The sequence below is a fragment of the Photorhabdus sp. RW14-46 genome (assembly GCF_963887965.1).
GTDB classification, from domain to species: domain Bacteria; phylum Pseudomonadota; class Gammaproteobacteria; order Enterobacterales; family Enterobacteriaceae; genus Photorhabdus; species Photorhabdus laumondii.
The window spans coordinates 1-23,779 of sequence record NZ_CAWPHH010000050.1; the positions used below are offsets into that span (position 1 = coordinate 1).

The following is a 23,779-nucleotide window of genomic DNA, read 5'->3' on the forward strand; positions in this document are numbered from 1 at the left end:
GAGTCTGGTCTTTATACGCCAGCGCGATCGCTTCTGGGGTTTTCTCGGCCTGCTGCTCAAACAACTGGTGAATACATAATGCGGCAGGGTACGGTGTCTCTGTCGGGTTCCAGCTTTCCAGTAATAATCTGCGTTCAGCCAAAGGCAGGATGTTCATTTCACCCACTTTTTGCTGGGCGTTTACGGCCATCGCTTGCAGTACGATCTGTAAATATTCCCTGTGTCGCTCAACGGTGGAGCTATCAAACAGAGAGGTACTGTAATTCAATGTCCCAATAATTTCATCGGCTTCCTCATACATCTCCAGTTCGAGATCAAATCTAACAAAATCAAAAGCCTGATCAGCCAGTGTGACAGTCAGTTCCGGCACTGTCCAATCCATAGGTTCATTGTTCTGCCAGGCAAATAGCACCTGAAACAGCGGAGTATGCGCCAGCCGACGGGGTGGCTGGACGATTTCCACCACCTGCTCAAACGGCAAATCCTGATGCGCCTGCGCCGCTAATGCACTTTCCCGAACGCGTGTCAGGCATTCCGCCACGGTCAGTTCATCCGGAACAATTATCCGCAATGCCAGCGTATTGACAAAAAAGCCAATCAGCGGCTCTATTTCCTGCCGGCTGCGACCGGCGCTGGGGGTTCCGATAATGATATCTTCCTGGCCGGACAGGCGCGATAAGACAATGGACCAGGCCGATAGCAAAGTCATAAACAACGTAACGCCGTGCTGTTGGCTTAACTGTTTGAGGGCAGCGGTCAGTTCTGGATCTAAGCGAACAGAAACAGAGCCACCGGCAAATGACTGCTCTGGCGGGCGTGGCCTGTCTGTGGGTAAATCCAGCAACACGGGTGCATCCGCCAGCACAGAGCGCCAATAGTCAGACTGCACTTGAGTACGCTCGGCGGACAGCCATTGATGCTGCCAGACGGCATAATCTGGGTATTGAATTGCCAGCGGTGGTAAAGGGTTCGACTGCCCGTTTAAAAAGGCAGTATAGAGTGCGTTCAGTTCACGTATCAGCACCGTGACCGACCAGCCATCGGACACAATATGATGCTGGATCAGTAAAAATTGAGAGTCCTCTTCCGTTAGCCGGATAAGTACCGCCCGGATAAGCGGACCATCGCTAAGCTCAAATGGCGCCGAAATTTCCTCTGCGCACAGGCATTCCAGCGCTGTTTCGATATCTGAACGTCCACGCAGATCATGATGCACCAACGGCAAACCGTGATCTGCCGCCAATAACCGAACCTGTGGCTGACCATCAACAGAGATAAACACCGTGCGCAACGCTTCATGGCGGGCAAAGATGATGTTCAATGCCTGCTGCCAGATAGCTATATCCAGCCGGCCACGCAAATGCAACGCGAGAGGAATATGATACGTTTCACTGATACCTTCGAGCTGAGCCAGAAACCACAAACGCTGTTGGGCGAAGGATAATGGCAGTATTCCTTCCCGGAAGACTGGTGTGATGGCAGGCAATGCGGTACTGTCTTGTTTCTCCAGCGCCTGTTTATCAACCATAAGCTGTACCGCCTGAGCTAATGCCATCAGTGAAGGTGAATTAAACAACGCCGTCAGCGGCAACTCGACACCCAATACCGTCATTATCCGGTTCATCATCCGCACCGCGACGAGGGAATGCCCGCCCAGCGCAAAGAAATTATCGTGCCGACTGACTTGCTCAACCTCCAGCAAATCACACCAAATCGCCGCCAGCGCTATTTCAGTTTCTCCCTGTGGCGCTTCATAATGTTGATGGACAAACGCTTCACTGTCCGGAGCTGGCAGAGCCTTGCGGTCCAGCTTGCCATTGGGAGTTAACGGCAAAGCATCCAGACGCATAAACGCCGTCGGTACCATATACGCCGGCAGAACCGCACTCAGATGTTCTCTCAGACTGTTCACCAGCCCTTCTTCTGCTTCCGCTACGATATAAGCGACCAGTCGTTTCTCTGAACCCGCTCTCTGTGCCAAAACGACGGATTCGCGCATCGCCGGGTGTTCCATCAATCGGGCTTCAATTTCTCCCGGTTCAATTCGGAAGCCGCGAACTTTCACTTGTTGATCATTACGACCCATAAATTCCAGATTGCCGTCCGGCTGATAGCGCGCCAAATCTCCGGTGCGATACATGCGTGCATCTGGTTTATCACTGTACGGATCAGGCAGAAAACGTTCTGCCGTCAGATCAGGCCGATTCAGGTATCCCCGCGCCACACCCACGCCGCCAATATAGATCTCTCCCGTCACACCGTTCGGAACTGGCTGGCCGTCAGCGTTGAGGAGATAAATCCGGGCATTGGCGACAGGCTGACCAATTGGAGGCGCATTTTTATGCTGACTATCGCACGCATAAAGCGTTGCACAAATCGTGGTTTCTGTTGGGCCATAGGCATTGAACATCTGCCTGCCTTTAGCCCAACGTTTGACCAGCGTAGCTGAACACGCTTCTCCGGCTACCAGCAAGCTTTTTACTGTGTCTGGAAGTTCATTCATTGCCATTAACACAGTAGGCGGTAAAAAAAGAATATGGCTAATTCTGTTATCAGCAAGATAACGGGTCAGTGCTGCACCAAGCAGAATATCTGTGGGCTGAGGCAAATAGAGCGAAGCACCGGCCAATAATGTCAGACAGCATTCCCAAACACAGGCATCAAAACTGTTTGAGGCAAATTGCAAGGTTCGGCTATCCGGCGCGATAGCCAGCTTCTCTTGCTGCGTGCTAATCACACTGCATAAACCTCGATGTTCAACCATCACACCTTTCGGCTTACCGGTCGAGCCAGAAGTGTAAATCACATAGGCCAGATTCCGGGATGTCAAGGCGGGTATCTGTGGATTGCTGTCCGGGTAGTCCAGCGATGTATTCAGATCAAGCACTGTCCGTCCGGTTAATTGCGCCTGCCCTAGAGCCGCTTTGCCGGTGTTATTCACCAGCACAATAGCCGGATCAGTATCGGTAAGAATATATGCCAGACGTTCACTGGGATAAGTCGGATCCAGCGGCACATAAGCCCCACCCGCTTTCAGGATAGCCAACATGCCTATCACCATGGCCGGTGAGCGTGATACACAAATCGCGACTAACCGGTCTGGCCCGACTCCCAGGGCAATCAATTGATGCGCCAGCCGATTGGCACGGGCATTAAGTTCGGTATAAGTGAGAGTTTGATTTTCATGTACCAGAGCGGTCGCCGTCGGGGTTTTCTCTACCTGCTGTTCAAATAACTGATGGAAACACAAGGTGTCAGGATACGGCGTTTCTGTGGCATTCCGGTCGCTTATCAACAAGCTTCGTTCCGCTTCCGGCAGGATATTTAATGTTCGCATCCGCCTTTCCGGGGTATGCTCCAGCGCATCTGCCAGACTCTCCAGCGCCTGCTGCATATAATCGCATAGCCGCTCAGGAGCAAACGGCTGAACGACCTGAGCTGTCAGTCCCAGCGAATCCCCAAAATCTTCCACCGACAGCGTAAAGGGATAGTTCGTCCGTTCCTGTCCGCCAACAAATTCAATCCCGTTTATCCAGGCACCGGATAGCGCTGAGGCATCATTATGCCGATAGTTCAGCAGGGTACTGAAAAGCGGAGTGGCATTATCAATACTGCTGCACCGTTGGACCAGCGCCAGTGATGCGTGTTCATGCGCCAATAACTCAGCCAGCCGGGTATGCGCCTGCTGTACACTGTCCCTAACCGGTGTGTTATCGATATCCAGCCGCAGCGGCAATGTGTTAATAAACAGCCCCAGTCCGCTGTCCGCGCCTTCTCCCGCCGCCATGCGTCCGAATAGCACGGTACCGAACACCACTTTTTCCTGACCGCTGGTACATGACAATACTTGTGCCCAGGCCAGATGGCATAACGCCGCCAGACTGATCCCCAACTGTTGCGCCTGATAACGCAGGCGGCGATTCAGTTCTGTGGTTAGCATCCGCTGGTGTTCCGTTACCTGCGAACCGTCACGGTGCACTTCAGACACACCAAACGGCAGTGTCGGCTCTGTCACGTCCGCCAGCATGTCCGTGAAGAAACGAGTGTGTGCTTCTGGGCTGACGTCTAACCGAGCCTGAGCCACCAGATTGCGGAACGGTACCGGTGCCGTCAGTGTTGCTGCTTGCCCCGCCAGATAGGTTTGGATCTCACGATACAGCACATCCAATGTGGTGTGGTCACCAATCAGGTGGTGCAATAATTGCACCACCACCCAACGCCCGTCCGTTTCTTGGGCAATTACAAACCGCAGTAACGGCGCCTCACTTAAGTTAAGACGATAATGGTGAGGGGAAAAACGCCGTATGAGTTGCTCGCCAATCGGCCCATCTGCCGGATCTAACACCGGTTCGGTGACCGATAAGGTGGCCTGACGCCAAACCACCTGTGCCGGTACAGACAGCCCCTGCCAGACAAAAGCAGTCCGCAGGATATCGTGACGATTGACGGCCTGCTGCATGGCCGCTAAATAGCGATCCAGCAAAGCCCGGTCTGCAAACACCATCTGATCGGTCAGCAGGTACGGATCGCCCTCGTTTGCCAGTAAATGGTGGAATAAGATCCCGTCCTGCAAAGGCGACAAGGCATAAATATCCTGAATATTACTCACTCCGCCCGGCACTTGCCCGACGATGCGGTCAATATCCGCCTGTGTCAGGTCGATCAGCGGCAACATGGCTGGTGTGAGCACAGTTGTCTTAGGGGTGATCTCGCAGGCAGGCACCGGTACGGCCCGATACTGCCCTAATCTCTGCGCCAGACTGGATAACACCGGCGTCTGAAACAGGTCACGCACCGACAGTTTAAGTCCTAACTGGCGTAAATGCGCCATCATTCGTACTGCCAACAGGGAATGCCCGCCCAGCGTGAAAAAATTATCGTGTCGGCTGATTTTTTCAATGCCCAGTAACTCACACCAGACAGAAGCCAGTGTCATTTCTATGGTCCCTTGAGGAGCTTCATAAATCTGTCGGGCAAACGCTTCTTCATCAGGCACAGGCAATGCCCGGCGATCCAGTTTGCCATTCGGGGTTAACGGAAGGCTGTCCAGACGCACAAACGCCGCCGGTATCATATACTCCGGTAACACTGAGTTCAGGTGGGTACGCAGGCTGTTCACCAGTCCCTCTTCCGCGTTTGCTACCACATACGCCACCAGCCGTTTCTCTAGTCCCTCTCCCAGTGCCAGCACTGCCGATTCACGCACCACCGGGTGATTTGCCAGCCGGTTTTCAATTTCCCTCGGCTCAATCCGGAAACCACGAATTTTCACCTGCTGGTCATTGCGGCCCATAAATTCCAGGTTGCCATCCAGCCGGTAACGGGCCAAATCCCCGGTGCGGTACATTCGCGCCCCCAGCTTGTCACTGTACGGATCGAGCAGGAAACGTTCTGCCGTCAGATCAGGTCGGTTCAGATAACCCTTAGCTACCCCGTCGCCACCAATATATATTTCACCAATAGCCCCCAACGGCACTGGCAAGCCATCCATATCCAACAGATACACACAGGTATTCGCAATAGGCCGGCCAATGGACAGATTGCGTGCGTCCGCTGCCAGTGTGGTAATGCGATACGTTGTTGAAAAAGTGGTACTTTCTGTAGGGCCATAAGCCTGCAACAGTTGTTGCGGCTGTTTATTCTCCAGAATACTGGCAATTACATGTAAATCAGGAATATCACCGCCAAAAATAAGGGTTTTGATTTGAGGGAAAACCGGTGCCAGCTCTGCCGCCAGCCGATTAAACAGCCCAATAGTCAGCCACAGTATAGTGATGCGGTGAAGTTGTAGAACTCGCACCAGCGCTTGCGGAGTCAATAAGGTGACGTGATCGATAACTACTAACGTCCCCCCGTTAAGTAGCGGTGCCCAAACTTCAAACGTGCTGGCATCAAAGGCCGGGTTTGCGGTAAAGGCTACTCGGTCATCCGGGCCGATATCCGCATAGCCATTATTAATCACCAGCCGGACAACTGCGCGATGAGAGACAACCACCCCTTTCGGCATCCCCGTTGAACCGGAAGTGTACATCACATAAACCGCATCCGTACTCAGGCGGGGCAAGTTGAGATTCTCGCCTGTTGCTTCCCTGCCTGCGTCAGTTTCATCCTCTATGCGAAAGAACGGTACCGCCAGATCGACTGGGATTTCCATTTGTTTATTCGTCATCAGCAGTTGGGCCGCACAATCACTGAGCAGCCAACTTTTTCGCTCATTCGGCATACCTGGATCAATAGGCACATAAACCGCACCAGCTTTAAGCACCGCCAGTTGGGCAACCACCAGTGTCACCGAACGTTCCAGCAACAGCGCTACATGTCCGCCGGGATGAACCCCTTGCGCAATAAGCTGACGAGCCAACCGGTTGGCGCGGGCATTGAGTTCAGCATAACTGAGAGTTTGGTTTTCATGTACCAGCGCGGTGGCCGCCGGGGTCTTCTCTGCCTGCTGCTCAAATAACTGGTGAAGACACAAAGTGTCAGGATACGGTGTTTCCGTAGCATTCCAGTCCCTTAACAACAAAGTTCGCTCCGCTTCCGGCAGGATGTCCAATGACTGTACCGGTCTGTCCGGAGTATGCTCCAGCGCATCCGCCAGACTCTCCAGCGCCTGCTGCATATAATCACATAGCCGCTCAGGGGAAAACGGCTGAATAACCTGAGCTGTCAGCCCCAGCGAATCACCAAAATCTTCCACTGACAGTACGAAGGGATAGTTTGTTCGTTCCTGGCTGCCAACAAATTCGACCCCGCTTATCAGTTCACCAGATATTGCCGAAACATCATTATGCCGGTAGTTCAGCAGGGCACTAAAAAGAGGGCTTCCGTTGTCAATACCACTGCATTGTTGAGCCAGCGCCAGTGACGCATGTTCATGCGTCAATAATCCGGCCAGCTGGGTATGCGCTTGCTGTACACTCTCCTGAACCGACGTGTTATCAATATCCAGCCGCAACGGTAAGGTATTAATAAACAGCCCCAGCCCGCTGTCCGCACCTTCTCCCATCGCCATACGCCCGAACAGCACGGTGCCGAACACCACCGTTTTCTGACCACTGGTGCGTGACAAGACCTGCGCCCAGGCCAGATGGCATAACGCCGCCAGACTGACGCCCAATTGCTGCGCCTGATAGCGCAGGCGATTATTTAGCTCAGCGGGTAGCATTTTTGGGGATTCATCTATCTGCGAACCGTCACGGTGTACTTCGGCCAGGCCAAACGGCAATGTCGGATCTGTCACAGCTGCCAGCATGTCCGTGAAGAAACGGGTATGCGCTTCCTGACTGACCCCTAACCGAGCCTGAGCCACCAGATTACGGAACGGCACCGATGCCGGCAGTGTCGCTGCCTGTTCCGTCAGGTATGCTCGGACCTCACGATACACCACTTCCTGTGTTGTATGGTCACCAATCAGATGGTGCTGCAATGCCAGTAAGCACCAACGGCCATCGGCTTCCCGGGCAATCACAAACTGCAGTAACGGGGCTTCACTTAAGTTAAGACGAAAATGGCGCGGGTCAAAACGCTGGCTTAACTGTTCACCAATCGGCCCTTCTGCCGGATCTAATGTCAGTTCAGTGACCGATAACGTGGTCTGACGCCAGACCACCTGCGCTGGCACAGACAGTCCCTGCCAGACAAAGGCGGTTCGCAGAATATCATGACGATTGACCACCTGCTGCATGGCGGCTAAATAGCGGTCCAGCAAAGATCGATCAGCAAACACCATCTGATCAGTCAACAAGTACGGGTCACCCTCGTTTGCCAGTAAATGGTGGAATAAAATCCCATCTTGTAAAGGTGACAAGGCATAGATGTCCTGAATATTACTCACTCCGCCCGGAACTTGCCCGACGATGTGGTCAATATCATTTTGAGTCAAATCTATCAGCGGTAACATTGACGGAGTCAGTTCTGTAGTATCGGGGATAATGACATTGGCAGGTACCACCACTGCCTGATTCTGTTTTAGTTTCTGCGCCAGACTGGATAACACCGGCGTCTGAAATAGCTCTCGTACCGCCAGCGCCAGCCCCGATTGGCGCAGGCGTTCCATCATTCGTACCGCCAATAATGAATGTCCGCCCAGTGCAAAGAAATTGTCATGCCGGCTGACTTGTTCAATACCCAGCAATTCACACCAAATGGTTGCCAATACCCATTCAGTTCCTTCCTGTGGCGCTTCATAATGTTGGCGGGCAAATGCTTTACCGTCTGGCTCCGGGAGTGCCTTGCGATCCAACTTCCCATTCCGCGTCAATGGGAGGCTGTCCAAACACACAAATGCTGCCGGCACCATATAATCCGGTAACCGGGCATTCAGGTGATCCCGCAGGCTACTCACCAGCCCTTCCTCCTCCTCTGCCACTACATACGCCACCAGTCGCTTATTCTGTTTCTCCTCCAGCACCACCGAACCCTGTACCGATGGATGTTCGGCCAGACAGGCTTCAATTTCTCCCGGCTCAATGCGGAAACCCCGGATTTTCACTTGCTGGTCATTGCGACCCATAAATTCCAGATTGCCGTCCGGCCGATAACGCGCCAAATCTCCGGTGCGATACATCCGTGCGTCCGGTTTGTTACTATACGGGTCGGGCAGGAAACGTTCTGCTGTCAGATCAGGCCGATTCAGATAGCCCTTGGCTATCCCGTCGCCACCAACATAAATTTCTCCCACCGCCCCCAGCGGTACGGGTTGGCCTTTCGTGTCAAACAGATACACACGCGTATTCGCAATAGATCGACCAAGAGGAATGCTGGCCGCTCCCGGTATTAATGCAGTGATGGGATACATTGTCGTAAAGGTAGTCCCCTCTGTGGGACCATAAGCCTGCAATAATTGTTGCGGTGCATGAGTATTCAGAATGTTAGCGATGACTTGTAAATCAGCGACTTCTCCGCCAAAAATGAGGGTCTTAATTTGGGGGAAAACCGGCGTTAGATCTACCGCCAACCGATTAAACAACCCAATGGTCAGCCACAGTATGGTGATGCGGTGAAGTTGTAAAACCCGTACTAACGCTTGCGGAGTTAATAAAGTGGTGTGATCGATAACCACCAATCTCCCTCCGTTAAGCAGCGCTGCCCAAACTTCAAATGTACTGGCATCAAAGGCCGGGTTTGCGGTAAAGGCCACCCGGTCATCGGTGCCGATGTCCGCATAGCCATTATTGATCACCAGCCGGGCGACTGAGCGATGGGAGACAACCACCCCTTTCGGCATCCCCGTTGAACCGGAGGTGTACATCACATAAACCGCATCCGTACTCAGGCGGGGCAAGTTGAGATTCTCGCCTGTTGCTTCCCTGCCTGCGTCGGTTTCATCTTCTTCTATTTCTATGCGGAAGAACGGTACCGCCAGATCGACCGGGATTTCCATTTGTTTATTCGTCAACAGCAATTGGGCCGCACAATCACTGATCAGCCAATTTTGTCGTTCATTCGGCATACCCGGATCAACGGGCACATAAACTGCGCTGGCTTTAAGTACTGCCAGTTGGGCAACCACCAGTGTCACCGAACGTTCCAGCAACAGCGCAACATGCTCGCCGGGACGAACCCCTTGCACAATGAGCTGACGGGCCAGCCGGTTGGCGCGGGCATTGAGTTCGGCATAGCTGAGGGTCTGGTTTTCATGCACCAGCGCGATGGCCGCCGGGCTCTTCTCTGCCTGCTGCTCGAATAACTGATGAAGGCACAAGGCATCAGGATACGGTGCTTCCGTAGCATTCCAGTCCCTTAACAACAAAGTTCGCTCCGCTTCCGGCAGGATGTCCAATGACTGTACCGGTCTGTCCGGAGTATGCTCCAGCGCATCTGCCAGATTCTCCAGCGCCTGCTGCATATAATCACACAGCCGTTCGGGTGCAAAAGGCTGGACTGTCTGAGCCGTCAGCCCCAGCGAATCACCAAAATCCTCTACCGATAGTACAAACGGATAATTCGTCCGTTCTTGCTCGCCAATAAATTCAATCCCGTCTATCCACTTATCGGATAAGGCTGAGGCATCATTATGTCGGTAGTTCAGCAGGGCACTAAAGAGGGGACTGGCGTTATCAATGCCGCTGCATCGTTGCGCCAGCGCCAGTGATGCATGTTCATGCGCCAATAATTCAGCCAGCCGGGTATGGGTCTGCTGTACACTGTCCCGCACCGGTGTATCATCTATGTCCAGTCGCAGCGGTAAAGTATTCATAAACAATCCCAGCCCGCTGTCTGCGCCTTCTCCCGCCGCCATGCGTCCGAACAGCACGGTACCGAATACCACCTTTTCCTGATCGCTGGTGCGCGACAAGACCTGTGCCCAAGCCAGATGGCATAGCGCCGCCAGACTGACGCCCAATTGCCGGGCCTGATGACGCAGGCGATGATTCAGTTCCGCAGTTAACATCCGCTGGTATTCTGTTACCTGCGAACCGTCACGGTGTACTTCCGCCATGCCGAACGGCAGTGTCGGCTCTGTCACATCTGCCAGCATATCCGTGAAGAAACGAGTGTGCGCTTCCGGGCTAACGCCTAACTGGGCCTCAGCCACCAGATTGCGGAACGGCGCCGGTGCCGGCAGTGTCTTTTCTTGACCTGCCAGATATACCCAGGCTTCATGGTGCATCATTTCCAACGTAGTATGGTCACCAATCAAGTGGTGCTGTATTTCCAGTAAACACCAACGACCCTCTGTTTCCTGAGCAATCACAAACTGTAGTAATGGCGCCTCACTTAAGTTAAGGCGAAAATGGCGGGGATCAAAACGCTGGCTTAACTGCTCACCCACCGGCCCTTCTGCCGGATCTAATGTCAGTTCAGTGACCGATAACGTGGCCTGACGCAAGACTACTTGCGCCGACATTGACAGCCCTTGCCAGACAAAAGCGGTTCGCAGGATATCGTGACGATTGACTACCTGCTGCATGACCGCTAAATACCGATCCAGCAAATTCCGGTCTGCAAACATCATCTGACCCGTCAGCAAGTACGGATCGCCCTCATTTGCCAGTAAATGGTGGAATAAGATCCCGTCCTGCAAGGGTGACAGAGCATAGATGTCCTGAATATTACGCAGGCCGCCCGGCATTAGTTTGACGAGATAATCAATATCCGCTTGTGTCAGATCTATCAATGGCAACATCATCGGCGTGAGTGCCGTGATATCCGGGGTAATGACATTAGCAGGTACGTCTACGGCACGGTGTTGTCCCAACGTTTTTGCCAGATCTGAAAGCACTGGCGTCTGAAACAGATCGCGTACTGCCAATGTCATTTCCGACTGACGCAGGCGTTCTATCATCCGTACTGCCAGCAGAGAATGGCCGCCCAGCGTGAAGAAATTGTCATGTCGACTAATTTGCGTTATGTCCAGTAATTCACCCCAAATGGCCGCTAACACTATTTCGGCTTCACCCTGCGGTGCTTCATAAATTTGTCGGACTACATCTTCTTCCCCGGGCGCCGGTAGTGCCTGGCGATCTAACTTACCATTCGGAGTCAACGGAAAGGTATCCAGACGCACAAATGCCGCCGGCACCATAAACTCAGGTAATACTGAACTGAGATATGCTTGCAACTGGTTCACCAATCCCCCCGCTGCATCGGCCACCACATACACCACTAGTCGCTTCTCTAACCCATCACCCCGTACCAATACCACCGATTCACGTACCGCTGGGTGCGTTATCAATCGAGATTCAATTTCTCCCGGCTCAATGCGGAAGCCCCGGATTTTTACCTGTTGGTCATTCCGCCCCAAAAATTCAAGGTTGCCATCCAACCGGTAACGTCCCAAATCACCGGTACGATACATACGCGCATGAGGCTTATCACTAAATGGATCGGTCAGAAAACGAGCTGCTGTCAGCTCAGGCTGGTTCAGATAACCTCGTGCGACACCTTGACCCGCAATATAAATTTCTCCGGGTATTCCCAGTGGCACAGGTTGACCTTGTGTATCGAGAATGTAGATACGTGTATTCGCGATTGGACGACCGATATGAGCAACAAAACCCGTTGTTCTGTTCATCCGAGTCCAGATCGAATAGGTCGTTGTTTCCGAAGGACCATACAGGTTGCAAATATCCTGTACCGGAGAAGAGGCAAATAAACGCTCAACGATATACGGTTTCAATGCTTCACCCGCTAAGTTGATGGTTCGGATGGTTTTCGGGATCGCGTCGCTATCGGCCAAATACGCAATAGCTGAAGGTACGGTATTGATAAGGCTGATGGGATGTAGGTGGTGTGCTTTGGGTTCCGTGGTTGCCAGCGAAAGAGCATCAGGAACAATATACGTAGTGCCACCGGAAATTAAAGGGGCAAAACATTCGTATACCGACAAATCAAAATTCAGCGAAGTGGCAAAAAGTGTGTGTGATAGCTCTTCAGCACTGAAATTTTGTTTGGCCCAGAAGAGAAAATTCACGGTATTACCGTGCTCAATCGCAACACCTTTGGGCAATCCGGTAGAGCCAGAAGTATAGATCACATACGCCAGATGGTGTGATGACAGCCCTATGGCCTGTGCATCAGGATTATCTGTCGGCATGGTTTCAACTTCTTGCAGATCATAGAAAACGGTCGGTATCCGGCTAACCAACTTATTGGTTAACTGTGCGGGCAGTTGTTTTTGCGTCAGTAACACAATGGGAGCGGCATCTTCGAGCATATATGCCAAGCGTTCGGCAGGATAATTTGGATCGAGCGGTACATAGGCCCCGCCGGCTTTCAGTATCGCCAATATCCCGATCACCATGGCCGGTGAACGTGACATGTAAATAGCAACGCTCTGTTCTGGCCTTACTCCCAGCTCAATTAATTGATGCGCCAGCCGATTGGCATGGGCATTGAGTTCCGCATAGCTGAAAGATTGATCTTCGTACACCAGAGCCGTCGCTTCTGGTGTTTTCACTACCTGTTGTTCAAACAACTGGTGAATACATAATTTTTCAGGATAAGGTGTTTCTGTCTCATTCCAGGTTTCTAATAACAATGTCCGTTCTGCTTTAGGAAGCAAATTAAGCTGCCCGATGGGGGTTTCGTCATCTGTCCTTTTAGATGACAATAACATCTGTAAATGCTCATTCATTCGCAGGATTACGGCCATATCCAAACGATTTTCATCATAAATCCAACGAAAACCGCCCTGTGTATTTATCTGGAATGTCAATAACTCGCCTGCGCTTGCTTGATCACATAATCGATCATCCTGCATCACCGAGACCGCTATCGGCCATGGATGACGTGTTTTTAATGCCGGAATAGTGCTCAATACAGGATAATGCGAAAAAAGATCACGGCTGTATGTGCCGTGCTGTGCCAGCTCATTATCAACGACGTCAGAAACGTCACACCACGGTTTATCAAATACAACCTCAAGGGTCATAGGTACTACCGATGCCACATTTGATAAGTCATCGTTTGATCCTACACACCAACCAATCTGGAACATCGTCTGCTGGTTCAGACGCGCCAAATAGATAACAAATGCTTGCAACAATGTTTTCCATGACACTTTTTTCAGATCTTTATAGTCTTGAGAAGAATTACCTTGAAGAAAGTCGTCTTGAGAAAAATTGCCTTGGGGAAACGCGAACTGCCAAGGGCTGGTTATCCAGCGGGGTTCTGTAGTCCTATGGGGAATATCGAAAGGTAAATGAGCAGGTTGTTGGGTGATAAGGCGCTTATACCAAAACGGTTCTGAAGTTTCCCTCGCTGACACTGCATAGCTATCATGATAATTAAAAACACCCCCATGAATTTGTTGAATTAACAATTCAGGCAAAATAATTGGGTTGTCGATAGAAAAAAGCCAATCAACGGGCTGTAACCGGATATATTCCTGTAATTCATCCACTGAATTAACCCAATCAATCCCTTGCTGTTCAGCCCATGTCTGTAGAACACTGTCGGTCGATAACACTGCCTGTATAATATGCCCGGCGGATTGAATTTGTTTAGCACAGGACACCGCCAAGGGTGTTCCTCCGACGACAACGCACTTCCGTGACGGGATCGATGTTTTATTTATATGATGTGCAATAATTCCATCTAACCACTGAAAAAGTGCTTCGCTTTTAAACATATTTCCCTCTATAGCAATGTTATCTTTCATTTATTACCTCACCGAATTTTCTCGTTATTTTAAGGTTATTAATTTTATGATTATCAAAACATCTGTTATTATTCATTCAATTAATTTGATAAGAGTGAAATTAATACATCAACTGAATTATACCATTTAAAAAATCTTATAAAATATTTTCTACAGGTTAAAATAATATAAAAAAACACTACAGCAAAAAATATGAAATATAGCTTATTTAACATGTTTAATATTTGATGAATGGCGAAAACCGTTTTCATCGTTAGCCATTAAACCATGTAAATATAAAAAACAATGTATACCAATCTAACTTGAAGATGCAGGTTTTAAAATCTGAAAATTGTCAGTCAGTCGAGTCGTCAATTCTTTCGCTTTTTCTGGCAACGCGACATGAAAAAAGTGACGAAGGGTTTCACGAAACGTTTTCGTATCCGGAAAATAAGCATTATTACGTACTTGCTCATTCATATACTTCCACAATCGCTCTATCGGATTGAGATTTGGGCTATAAGGCGGCAGGTAATGCAATTCAATATTCAGGACATACGCCATCTCTTTCACCAACTCTGCGCGGTGGTAACCCGCACCATCCAGAATAATATGGATTTTTTGCGAAAGCGGGTAAGTTTCCCGCAGCGCCCCGAAAAAATACGCGATGTTTTCAGCATTGATACTCGGATACTCACGGATCACCGTGTCTTCAATGCGTTGTAAATTGAGGGCACCCAGAATATTGAGACGAGTACGACTGCCGGTGGTTTCGACGACTTTTACCTGATTTTCTCCGGCTTTCATCCAACCATAACTGAGCTTTGTGGATTGTGAAGGATGCACCGCATCAATAAATAGGATCGGCTCATTCTGGCCCGCTCCATTTTTCAGAGATTGGTAGTCATCAATAAATTGTTGCTGTTTATCCGCATCGAATTTATGCGGCACTCCCTTGGTTTTTTTGTAGCTGAAACCTTGGCGGTGAAGCCATTTCGTCATGCCAGCCACGCTGAAAGAAACCTGCCAACGTGCTCGGACATAGGCCACAATTTGGGCGGTAGTATGCATCAAATTTGCCGTCAAATAATCCAATCAGAGCGGCGGTTTGTTCGGCAGAGAGATGGCTTTCAGAGCCGCCATTTTCCGGAGTGAGCTTTTCCTGTGCAATGAAATCTTTTAGATGACGGCTTACCGTACTCTCATGAATACGTAAGGCCTGTGCAATCATCTGAGCTGTCCAGCCCTCTGACGCCAAAAGAACGGCCTTGATGCGATCACAGACTCGACTGTCTCGAGTGGTATCATGCATCAATTCAAGGGCGCGTTTTTGTTCTGGCATCAGATGAATTTTCATGGTTGTAAGCATGATCGGATTGGGATAAGAAATCAAGCATCTTCAATGACGATTGGTATATATTTAAAATGCACATTTTAATTTTTATTACGGCATTATTTTTATTCGCGGAAATAAAATATATCCATAATTTATATTATGGAGTGATATTTAAAATGTTAAGGCGAACATATTAAGATACAGTATAAAAATTGCATTCATTAATTAAATCCACTATTTTTATTTCTTTTTATTATCTAACCACTTACTTTACCAAATAAATTATTCAATGTGACATACTGGTTTATGGGATAATAAATGAATAAATCGACAATCAAACAGACTTTATTCGCACTTTTATACCGTTCTCGTTGGGCACTTGCCATCGCTACCTTTGCAAGTATTGCCAATGGTATTTTCAGCGTTTCATTGGTCGCATTACTTAACAGGGCTTTGGTCACTCCCAGTAATAACTATTCCTCACTAGTCTGGTATTTCAGTATCCTGGTGATATTAGCTATCGCCTGTCGCATATTCAGTGACGTCATTTTCGCTAAATTGGGTCAGAATACGATAGCGAAAATGCGGGAAATTATCTCAGAACGCATTGCCAGCGCATCTTTCCGTCAGATTGAGATGCTCGGTGCTTCTCGTGGTCAGTCCATCATTACCGACGATACCAGTAATGTGTCAATATTGTTTTTCACTTTGCCCAATATCATGATGCAGAGTTCAATTGTGCTGGGTTGCTTGAGTTATCTCGCGTGGCTGTCGTGGACAGTGTTCCTTTTAGCATTAGTTGTCGTTGTTATTGGTTCAATCGGCTATAACCTTGGAGAGAGTCGGGCAATCACCTCGCTCAAGTCAGCAGGTCAAGCACAAGATCGTATATTCAACCATTTCAATGCACTATTCTCTGGAGCAAAAGAACTAAAACTACACTCTTCGCGCGCTCAAGCTTTCTTTACTCACTCACTTAGCAGTGAAATCGATAATGTACGTCGGCATCGTACTCGAGCATACAGTGTTTACGCCTTTGGTACTGGTTGGATCTTCTTTTTATTTTATATATTTCTAGGCATGGTGATATTCGTCCCGACTGTAATACCCCATATTGAAGCATCGACACTGGCAAGTTATTTAATTGTCTTTCTGTTTATGTTGATGCCATTAGATGGTGTGCTGGGTAGTATTCCAACCCTGAACGCAGCTCGTGTATCACTGAACCGTATCGGAGATGTGCTTGCTGAACTGGATGAGCAAGAATCCATTATGCAGCCAGTAACTGCCAACCAATTCGGTGAAATTGATACTCTCTATCTGTCTAATCTTACTCACAGTTATTATCGAGAAAAAGAAGATGAAATATTCCAACTTGGCCCAATTGATATGGAACTTAAGCGGGGAGAAATCACCTTTCTGATAGGAGGGAATGGTAGCGGCAAAACGACTCTCGCTAAGTTGTTAGTCGGTCTCTACGCGCCAGAAAGCGGCACAATTACTGTTGATGGACATCCTATCACTGATAAAAATAGAGTAAATTATCGTCAACTATTCTCAGCGATCTTCTCTGATTACCACCTCTTCGAATCACTGATAGGCCTGAATAATGCGGATTCAACATTGGACATACGTGCTAATGCATTGCTCTCCAAATTACATTTAGAGCATAAAGTAAAGATTGAAAATGGTTGTTTCTCAACTCGCGATTTGTCACTCGGGCAAAGGAAACGCCTCGCTCTGGTGGTTGCTTACTTAGAAGACCGTCCATTCTATCTGTTCGATGAATGGGCAGCTGATCAGGACCCTCTATTTAAGAAAGTTTTTTACCGAGAACTCCTGCCTGAATTGGCAGCACGCGGTAAGGCAGTACTAGCGATCACACATGACGATCGCTTTTTTCACTTGGCTGACCATTGTATTAAACTGGAGAATGGTCAGTTTCTTGCCAAGAATGATTGAGCGATAATAGGACTAGCGGTTGAGTAGACCCGCCGGTTACCCAGACGGGCCCCTCCTCAGAACCGGACGTGCGGAACTACCGCATCCGGCTCCCGACAGATCAGTGTCCCCACACATATTCAGCGAGCCCAGAGTATAGATCGGGTTTTCCATTTAGTTGGATAACCCAGCATTTTCAGGATCAGATTCAGCTTTTTTCCACGTCAGTCGGCGACGACCACCTTTACGGTTGAACCATCTATAGATTATTCGCATACTTTGGTAGATAAACTGCCCAACTCGTCTCTGGTTATCAGATATGCCGTGATAATTTATCCAGCCTCTGATCACTCTGATGACGGTATTCAGGATTTGCCGTTTGTCGGTGCTCAGATTCTTCCATAGAAAGTCCCTGAGTCCCTTCAATTTAGCGGCGAAACGGTCTTTTCGGCTGGTATATTTCAGTCGCCAGAAACCCTTTCGCGTTTTCCCCCAATAGCAGGTAAATCCCAGAAAATTGAACGTTGGCAAGCGTTTTTCTGACTGGTTAGCTCGCATTGCCGCAATGTGACCCGCAGGAATTAATTGCGATTTGTCTTCATGCAACTCCAAGCCGTACTTATTCAGTCTCTTAGGTAATACTTTGTAGAAACGTTTAGCTTCACTGGGATACTGGAAAGTAAACACCATGTCATCAGCATACCTCACCATCTCTGCCCGTCCATGGATATGGGAACGGCTGATTTCATCAAACCATTCGTCTATCACATGATGCAGGTAGATATTGGCCAGCACCGGCGACAGGATTGAACCTTGCGGACACCCGCACACATTGCTGGATGTCTCTTTACCCACTATGACGGGCGCCGTGATTAATACCTCGATCAATCTGAGGAAACGGCGATCTGATATTTTCTTCCGAAGTAAATTCATCAGCTCATCATGAGGTATCATGTTGAAATACTTTCGGATGTCAATTTCCACTACGGCACCATTCCAGTTACGGAGTGTTTGCTGCTGTAGCGCCTTTAATGCCGCATGACAATTTAATCCCGGCCGAAAACCGTAAGAGCTGGGCATAAACATCGGTTCATAGATCCGGCTGAGGATATCACTGACCGCAAGCTGGATAAGTTTGTCCTCTGTGCACGAAATCGCTAAAGGTCGTTTACTGCCGTCTTCTTTTGGGATCTCGGTGACTCTGGCGGCTTTCGGGTGGTACGCCCCTCTGCGTATTCGCAAAATGAGATTATGAATATTCTCATCAAGGTGTTCACCGTAAGCGGCTTTTGTCATGCGATCAATACCCACAGCTTTACTCCCGTCAAGCCGCAGGAATTGCCCTTTCAGCATGTCACTGTTTAACAGGTGCCCCAAGTTATTGAACACCAGTTGTTTGTTACCTGCTGATTTCTCGCCTATACGCTCAAGTTTTGTTAACCATGATAGTCCGTCGTTGCTGTGTACGGTCATTGTTGCCCTCTTACGTTCGATCTGTCTGCCAGCCCTTCGCTCCACGGTCATTACTCGCTTCATTACTACTATGGCTGACTCCGACTTCCGGAAAGCCATTTCTGTGGCCTTGTGTTTGGCACTTGTGCCACAGATACCCCGTTCCTCAGGGAGCCCTCCGGATCTCCTGTGTTCCGTCATTCATCTCTGCAAACTCGCTGACGCCTGCGCCCCCGGTGGTTGGTTTCCTTTGGCAATTTGCCAGTATGGCCTCCGGTAACCTGTTGCCTGCCAGGTGCTCCAACCTGTCGGCTCCCACAATTAGTTCAATTTCGGGGGTATCACGTTCACCCTTTGGTTTCGGCTCGAATGCTTCGCTATCTACGCTTCACCCTCCAAGTTACCCAGGACGGCGCAAGACTCGCTATCCGGTGGCACTGGCTATGCCTTCCGGAACAGGACTTTCACCTGCAAGATAAATGCAGCTTTTCACAGCGCACGGAGCATTTGAACAGAAACTTACGGTTTCACATTCATTATCACGACTCAAACCGTAAATTATGGTATAAAACTCAGCAATGCGAAATGGAGCCAGTTTTCTAATCTCCGTCCTGCTCAGTCGGACTTTCGACGAAATATGTGCCGTTCGGCAGGACGTGCTTATAAGGCAATAGAGAAATGTGTGCGAGTATCTCGTTTTCCAGTGTTGCACCTTGTCGACGGAGCTCATCAACAATGTGGCTAATTCTGGTCGTATTCCAGTACAGAATCGCATTAGATACCAAGCTTAAAGCACTCGCCTTATTCATTATCTCCACATAATCACCGGTCGTAAATTCTCCCTGATTGGCAAAGAAGATCCAGCGTGGCAAATTGTGACGGTATTCGCCTTTGTTGAGTTGGCGTTGAACGGTACGACGTAAATTTTCATCGGTAATATAGCGTAAGATATACTCTGTTTTGATGATTCGCCCCAGATTGGTGAAGGCTTTTGATAACCTGTCGGAAGGAAAACTGTTGGTCAAGCGCTCTACAATCACATGCGCCGGGGCGGTTCGTTTTTTGAGTGACTGAGCCACATGAATCATTTCGTCCCATTGCTCTTCAATGATGCTGAGATCGGCGGTTTTACTCAACAGCGGCATGAACACACTATAATTGACATAACGCTCCACCCGGTAAAGTTGTTGATCCTTCAGGTCACGTATCCTGGGCATGAAGTAATATCCCAGTAAATAGCACAAAGCGAAGATTATCTCGGTATAGCCGTGTGTGTCTGTGGTATGTTCCCGAGGTTTCAAAATAGTATCCTTTCTCCCGATTTATGATGGTATCTATGCTTCCAGATTGGTCACTCTTATCTGCGTTACTCGCCAGCTGGATCTGTATTGAATTATATGAATTAGAAGCATCAATCAATTTGATTGAGCCATAATTATCTAACGTGTTTATGTGGCCAGAAGCCCAAATGGCTCCCATCACTCCACTTATTGTTCCGTGATTGAGTAGCGTTCCAACAGAACCACTGTAAGTTACTATGACTCCATTAGTTCCCTGCAAAACGCCATTATTCTCAATGCAATCAACTAAAGTTTTTGGTGCTATATTATTGTTCTCACCGACATTGACTGCACTGTATTTCAGTCCGTAAGGATCTGATGTAGTTGGTTGCCCCCTAGGGGCATCAATCGATGCGCCTTTATTGACAAGAAGATTTTCACCACTTGACAGATTATAGGGTTCTGTTTCATCACCGGAAATGGACGTCGTGTTCGAAGAGCCGCATGGTGAGGCCGCTATTGCATTAACGCTTATGCCAGGAAAAAACAAAGCCACTCTAAGGGCTATCGGCAATACGGCGTGTCTGTATATTTTCATAAGTGGTTCCCTAAATAACCTGAATTTCGTTTAAGATGGGGGACTAAGGTGCTTGAAACACAAACAACGTTTTGTCAGCGAAAACAAAATAGTGGAGGCTCACAAGTTATAAATACTTTAGAATAACTGTACTATTTCGTCGATTATTTCTGTCAAGAATTGAAATGTTTCTATGTTATGTATCATAAAATTCTCGGTATTGATCTCGCTAAATCTGTTTTTCAGCTTTGTTTGCTTAACGGTAATCACGTGGTGTTTAATAAAAAGATTACCCGAAGTCGATTACTGGATGCTGTTAGACAAATGGAACCTGAGACTTTAGTTGCTATGGAAGCCTGTAGCTCCGCCCACTATTGGGCACGAACGATTGAAAATCTTGGTTTTAAGGTTTGCCTTATCCCACCTCAGCACGTGAAAGCTTTCGTTAAAAACCATAAAAATGATGCCAATGATGCGCTGGCAATCTGTGAAGCGGCGAATCGACCTGATATGCATTTTGTTCCGGTAAAAAATTTATCTCAACAAGACCTCTGTGTTCTCCATAATGTCCGACAATCATTAGTTCAAAAACGCGTTGTTCTCTCTAATCAAATCAGAGGACTGGCAGCAGAATATGGCATTGTTTTTCCACAACGCTCGGCACCTTTCAGGCAATCGCTGCATGATGCACTTGAAGATGCAGAAAATGGATTAACGATGATTGCCCGCAGGATTTTGAAACAACTCTATGAAGACTGGCTGAAGCTGATTCAACAAACAGAGGAAATAGAAGAAACCCTCAAGTCGCTATCATCGCAAACGGCTCAGTAGCAGCAATTACAATCGATTCCCGGTATTGGCCCCCTGATTGCCTCCGCGATGATCGCTTATATCGGTGATGGAAAACAATTTAATAACGGCAGGCAAATGGCCGCTTGGCTAGGATTAGTGCCCCGACAGGCCAGTAGTGGTGGGAAAACACAGTTAGGCAAGATCACTAAAAATGGCAACCGATACCTGCGGGGTATTTTAATCCATGGAGCCAGAGCAGCCATACAGCGCAGAGCATTACGACATGATGCGCTCGGTGATTGGATGCAATCTTTGGTTAACCGGCGGGGATTTAATAAAGCGTGTGTCGCTTACGCCAATAAATGTGCCCGGATATGCTGGTCAATCATGGCTAATAAAGAAGTGTTTCAGATGAGCAAAGCCTTTGCTTAAATAAATCGGTTTCATTTTCGATAAAGTTGACTACAGTTGATGAGCTAAACGGTTATCCGGCCTTGCAAGAACCTGAAACTGTCGAGGATTTTTAATCCGTCGATCTGATGAGGAGGCAAGGTTCGGACTTCACCATGGCGCAGCAAATTTACATGATTGCCAGACGCCGGATATATGACCGTGAACCGACATTAGCCATGTACTGCGTCACTGAAAAAAGTTGAATATTATGGGACGTCCATATATGACAGTTACCGGTTATTTATACAGGTATCTGTCAGGTTAAATCTGGTTCAGATTCTTTTCTGCCCAGAGCCGTTTTCCATCCAATAATGTCTCCATCGGAGTTTTACCGTTATGAGCGCTATGAGGGCGTTCCCAATTGTAGTAGTGCTGCCATTCTGCCAGTAGATCCTTCAGACCAGCGCCAGTGAGGTCCACTGTGGCATAAAACTCAGCCTTGTCCGTCTTTTGGGAACGCTCAACTTTGCCATTAAAGGTGGGGAGAAGCAGGTTTGTTTGGGCGGAACTTTATACCGTACTTTTTTAATTTTTCCTGTACCTTAACGGCAAAAAACTCTCTTCCCCGGTCAGTCTGAATACGCTGTATCGGGAAAGGCATTTATTCAATAATACAATCAATAAAATCCAGTGTGTTTGCAGCCGTACGGCGTGAATAAAGCCTTAAAACCCTGTAGCGAGTACAATCATCTACAGATGTGTACTGATATAAACCGGGACCAATTTTACTGGTATCCATCTGAACACGATCGCCGGGAACTGGACGCTCATAACGAATGAAATCAGCTTTTCGTCGAAATTTAACAACGGGTTTAACCTGACTCCGACAAAGAATCTTATGGATCGTTGCCATAGACAAAGAGATTGAGTGAAGTCGTTTTAACTCGCTTTGAATCCGCCGCGCTCTCAGATTCCGAAAGGAACGTAGCTCCAGAATCAGAGCGACTTCACTCGGGCCAACTTTGGTTGATGGGGAGTGCTTAGGGCGGTGGCTATGGCTTTCCAGACCAGCCAGACCCTGTGTCAGATATCTGCGCCACCATTTACGTAATGTGGGGCGCGAGATACCGCAACGGCGGCATACAAGCCCCGCATCACCAAACTTTTCATAGAGTTTTACCCACAGCAATCGCTGTTGAATTTCCCTGTCCATAATAGGGCATTATAGTGAAACGATGTCTATGAATCACACAGTTGAGCGCCCCATCCTAACGGCGCTCATTTTTTTACTTTCTCTGAGGTATTCGGTAGCGTTCCAACTCAACAGCACCAAGCCCTTTAAAAACATCTGGGCGACGCCCTTGACCACTCCAGAATACCCCGTCTTTTGAATATTTAGCATTATCGGGTTCTGACTTGCTTGAGAACATCTCATTAAGGAGGCTGATGTCCACTCCGCAAGATTCCATATCGCTCATTATCCGTTCGGCCTGAGCTCGCTTTTCTCGTTCTTCTTCTTCTCGCTTCCTGTACTCTTCCTCCAGTTCAATAAGTACGCCTTTCATTCTGTCTATAATCTCCCGGACCTCATCCAGCGGGAGCCCTCGCAATAGGGTTCGTATACGGCTTTTACGCTTTAACTCTGCAATTATTAACTCTCTACGCTCAGCCGCTGATAGCGTAGAGAGCTCCTCGTGGTCTTTCATGTCATACGGAACTCAACAGTTTTCCTTTAAGGAGAGCATAAAAAACCGTGGGGCACTTATGCCGCCATCTTTTCTGCCCAAGAATGCTCCGTTTCGTCACCTAATTTTATGCCCGGATACCAATACTCAAATTGGGTTTTCAAATCATCATTCAGTACGGCTGTACGGGTCTGGAGTAAGTAATGCGCACCTTGCTGGCTCCACTGCATCTGCTGTTTT

The 23,779-nt window shown here is 48.6% G+C and carries 5 protein-coding genes and 5 pseudogenes; 2 read left to right on the top strand and 8 right to left on the bottom strand.

Features of this window, described 5'->3' with window-relative positions; all coding sequences use genetic code 11:
• Positions 1–14,104 (bottom strand): non-ribosomal peptide synthetase (locus tag AACQ38_RS22345; protein WP_165579095.1); only part of this gene is annotated, 14,104 nt, incomplete at its 3' end.
• 297 nt (positions 14,105–14,401) lie between these two features.
• Positions 14,402–15,440, bottom strand: a pseudogene (locus AACQ38_RS22350) (IS630 family transposase).
• Positions 15,441–15,737: 297 nt separating this feature from the next.
• Here AACQ38_RS22350 and AACQ38_RS22355 point away from each other — a divergent pair.
• On the top strand, positions 15,738–17,381 hold the full coding sequence (locus tag AACQ38_RS22355) for a cyclic peptide export ABC transporter (RefSeq protein ID WP_165579096.1): 1,644 nt from the start codon (positions 15,738–15,740) through the stop codon (positions 17,379–17,381).
• 119 nt (positions 17,382–17,500) lie between these two features.
• On the opposite strand, the pseudogene ltrA reads toward AACQ38_RS22355, so the two are convergent.
• The 3 genes and pseudogenes from ltrA to AACQ38_RS22370 all read right to left on the bottom strand — a co-directional run bounded on the left by ltrA (position 17,501) and on the right by AACQ38_RS22370 (position 20,690).
• Positions 17,501–18,833, bottom strand: a pseudogene (gene ltrA, locus AACQ38_RS22360) (group II intron reverse transcriptase/maturase).
• 578 nt (positions 18,834–19,411) lie between these two features.
• On the bottom strand, positions 19,412–20,113 hold the full coding sequence (locus AACQ38_RS22365; RefSeq protein WP_242685658.1) for a transposase: 702 nt from the start codon (positions 20,111–20,113) through the stop codon (positions 19,412–19,414).
• Positions 20,013–20,690 (bottom strand): hypothetical protein, encoded by a 678-nt coding sequence (locus AACQ38_RS22370; RefSeq protein WP_165579097.1) that lies wholly within the window; start codon positions 20,688–20,690, stop codon positions 20,013–20,015. The genes AACQ38_RS22365 and AACQ38_RS22370 overlap by 101 nt, the downstream gene beginning before the upstream one ends.
• A gap of 177 nt (positions 20,691–20,867) precedes the next feature.
• On the opposite strand from AACQ38_RS22370, the pseudogene AACQ38_RS22375 reads away from it, so the two are divergent.
• Positions 20,868–21,893 (top strand): annotated as a pseudogene (locus tag AACQ38_RS22375) (IS110 family transposase).
• A 336-nt stretch (positions 21,894–22,229) separates the two neighbouring features.
• Here AACQ38_RS22375 and AACQ38_RS22380 read toward each other — a convergent pair.
• The 3 genes and pseudogenes from AACQ38_RS22380 to AACQ38_RS22390 form a co-directional block, all read right to left on the bottom strand.
• Positions 22,230–23,067: pseudogene (locus tag AACQ38_RS22380) on the bottom strand (IS481 family transposase); the annotation flags it as partial.
• 73 nt (positions 23,068–23,140) lie between these two features.
• On the bottom strand, positions 23,141–23,560 hold the full coding sequence (locus tag AACQ38_RS22385; RefSeq protein ID WP_165579098.1) for an H-NS family histone-like protein: 420 nt from the start codon (positions 23,558–23,560) through the stop codon (positions 23,141–23,143).
• Between the two features lie 56 nt (positions 23,561–23,616).
• Positions 23,617–23,779, bottom strand: a pseudogene (locus tag AACQ38_RS22390) (ISKra4 family transposase); the annotation flags it as partial.

Bases quoted from the DNA above. Each gene is read 5' to 3' on its own strand.
- AACQ38_RS22355 (WP_165579096.1), top strand. From the start codon at position 15,738: ATGAATAAATCGACAATCAAACAGACTTTATTCGCACTTTTATACCGT.
- AACQ38_RS22370 (WP_165579097.1), bottom strand. From the start codon at position 20,690: ATGAAAATATACAGACACGCCGTATTGCCGATAGCCCTTAGAGTGGCT.
- AACQ38_RS22385 (WP_165579098.1), bottom strand. From the start codon at position 23,560: ATGAAAGACCACGAGGAGCTCTCTACGCTATCAGCGGCTGAGCGTAGA.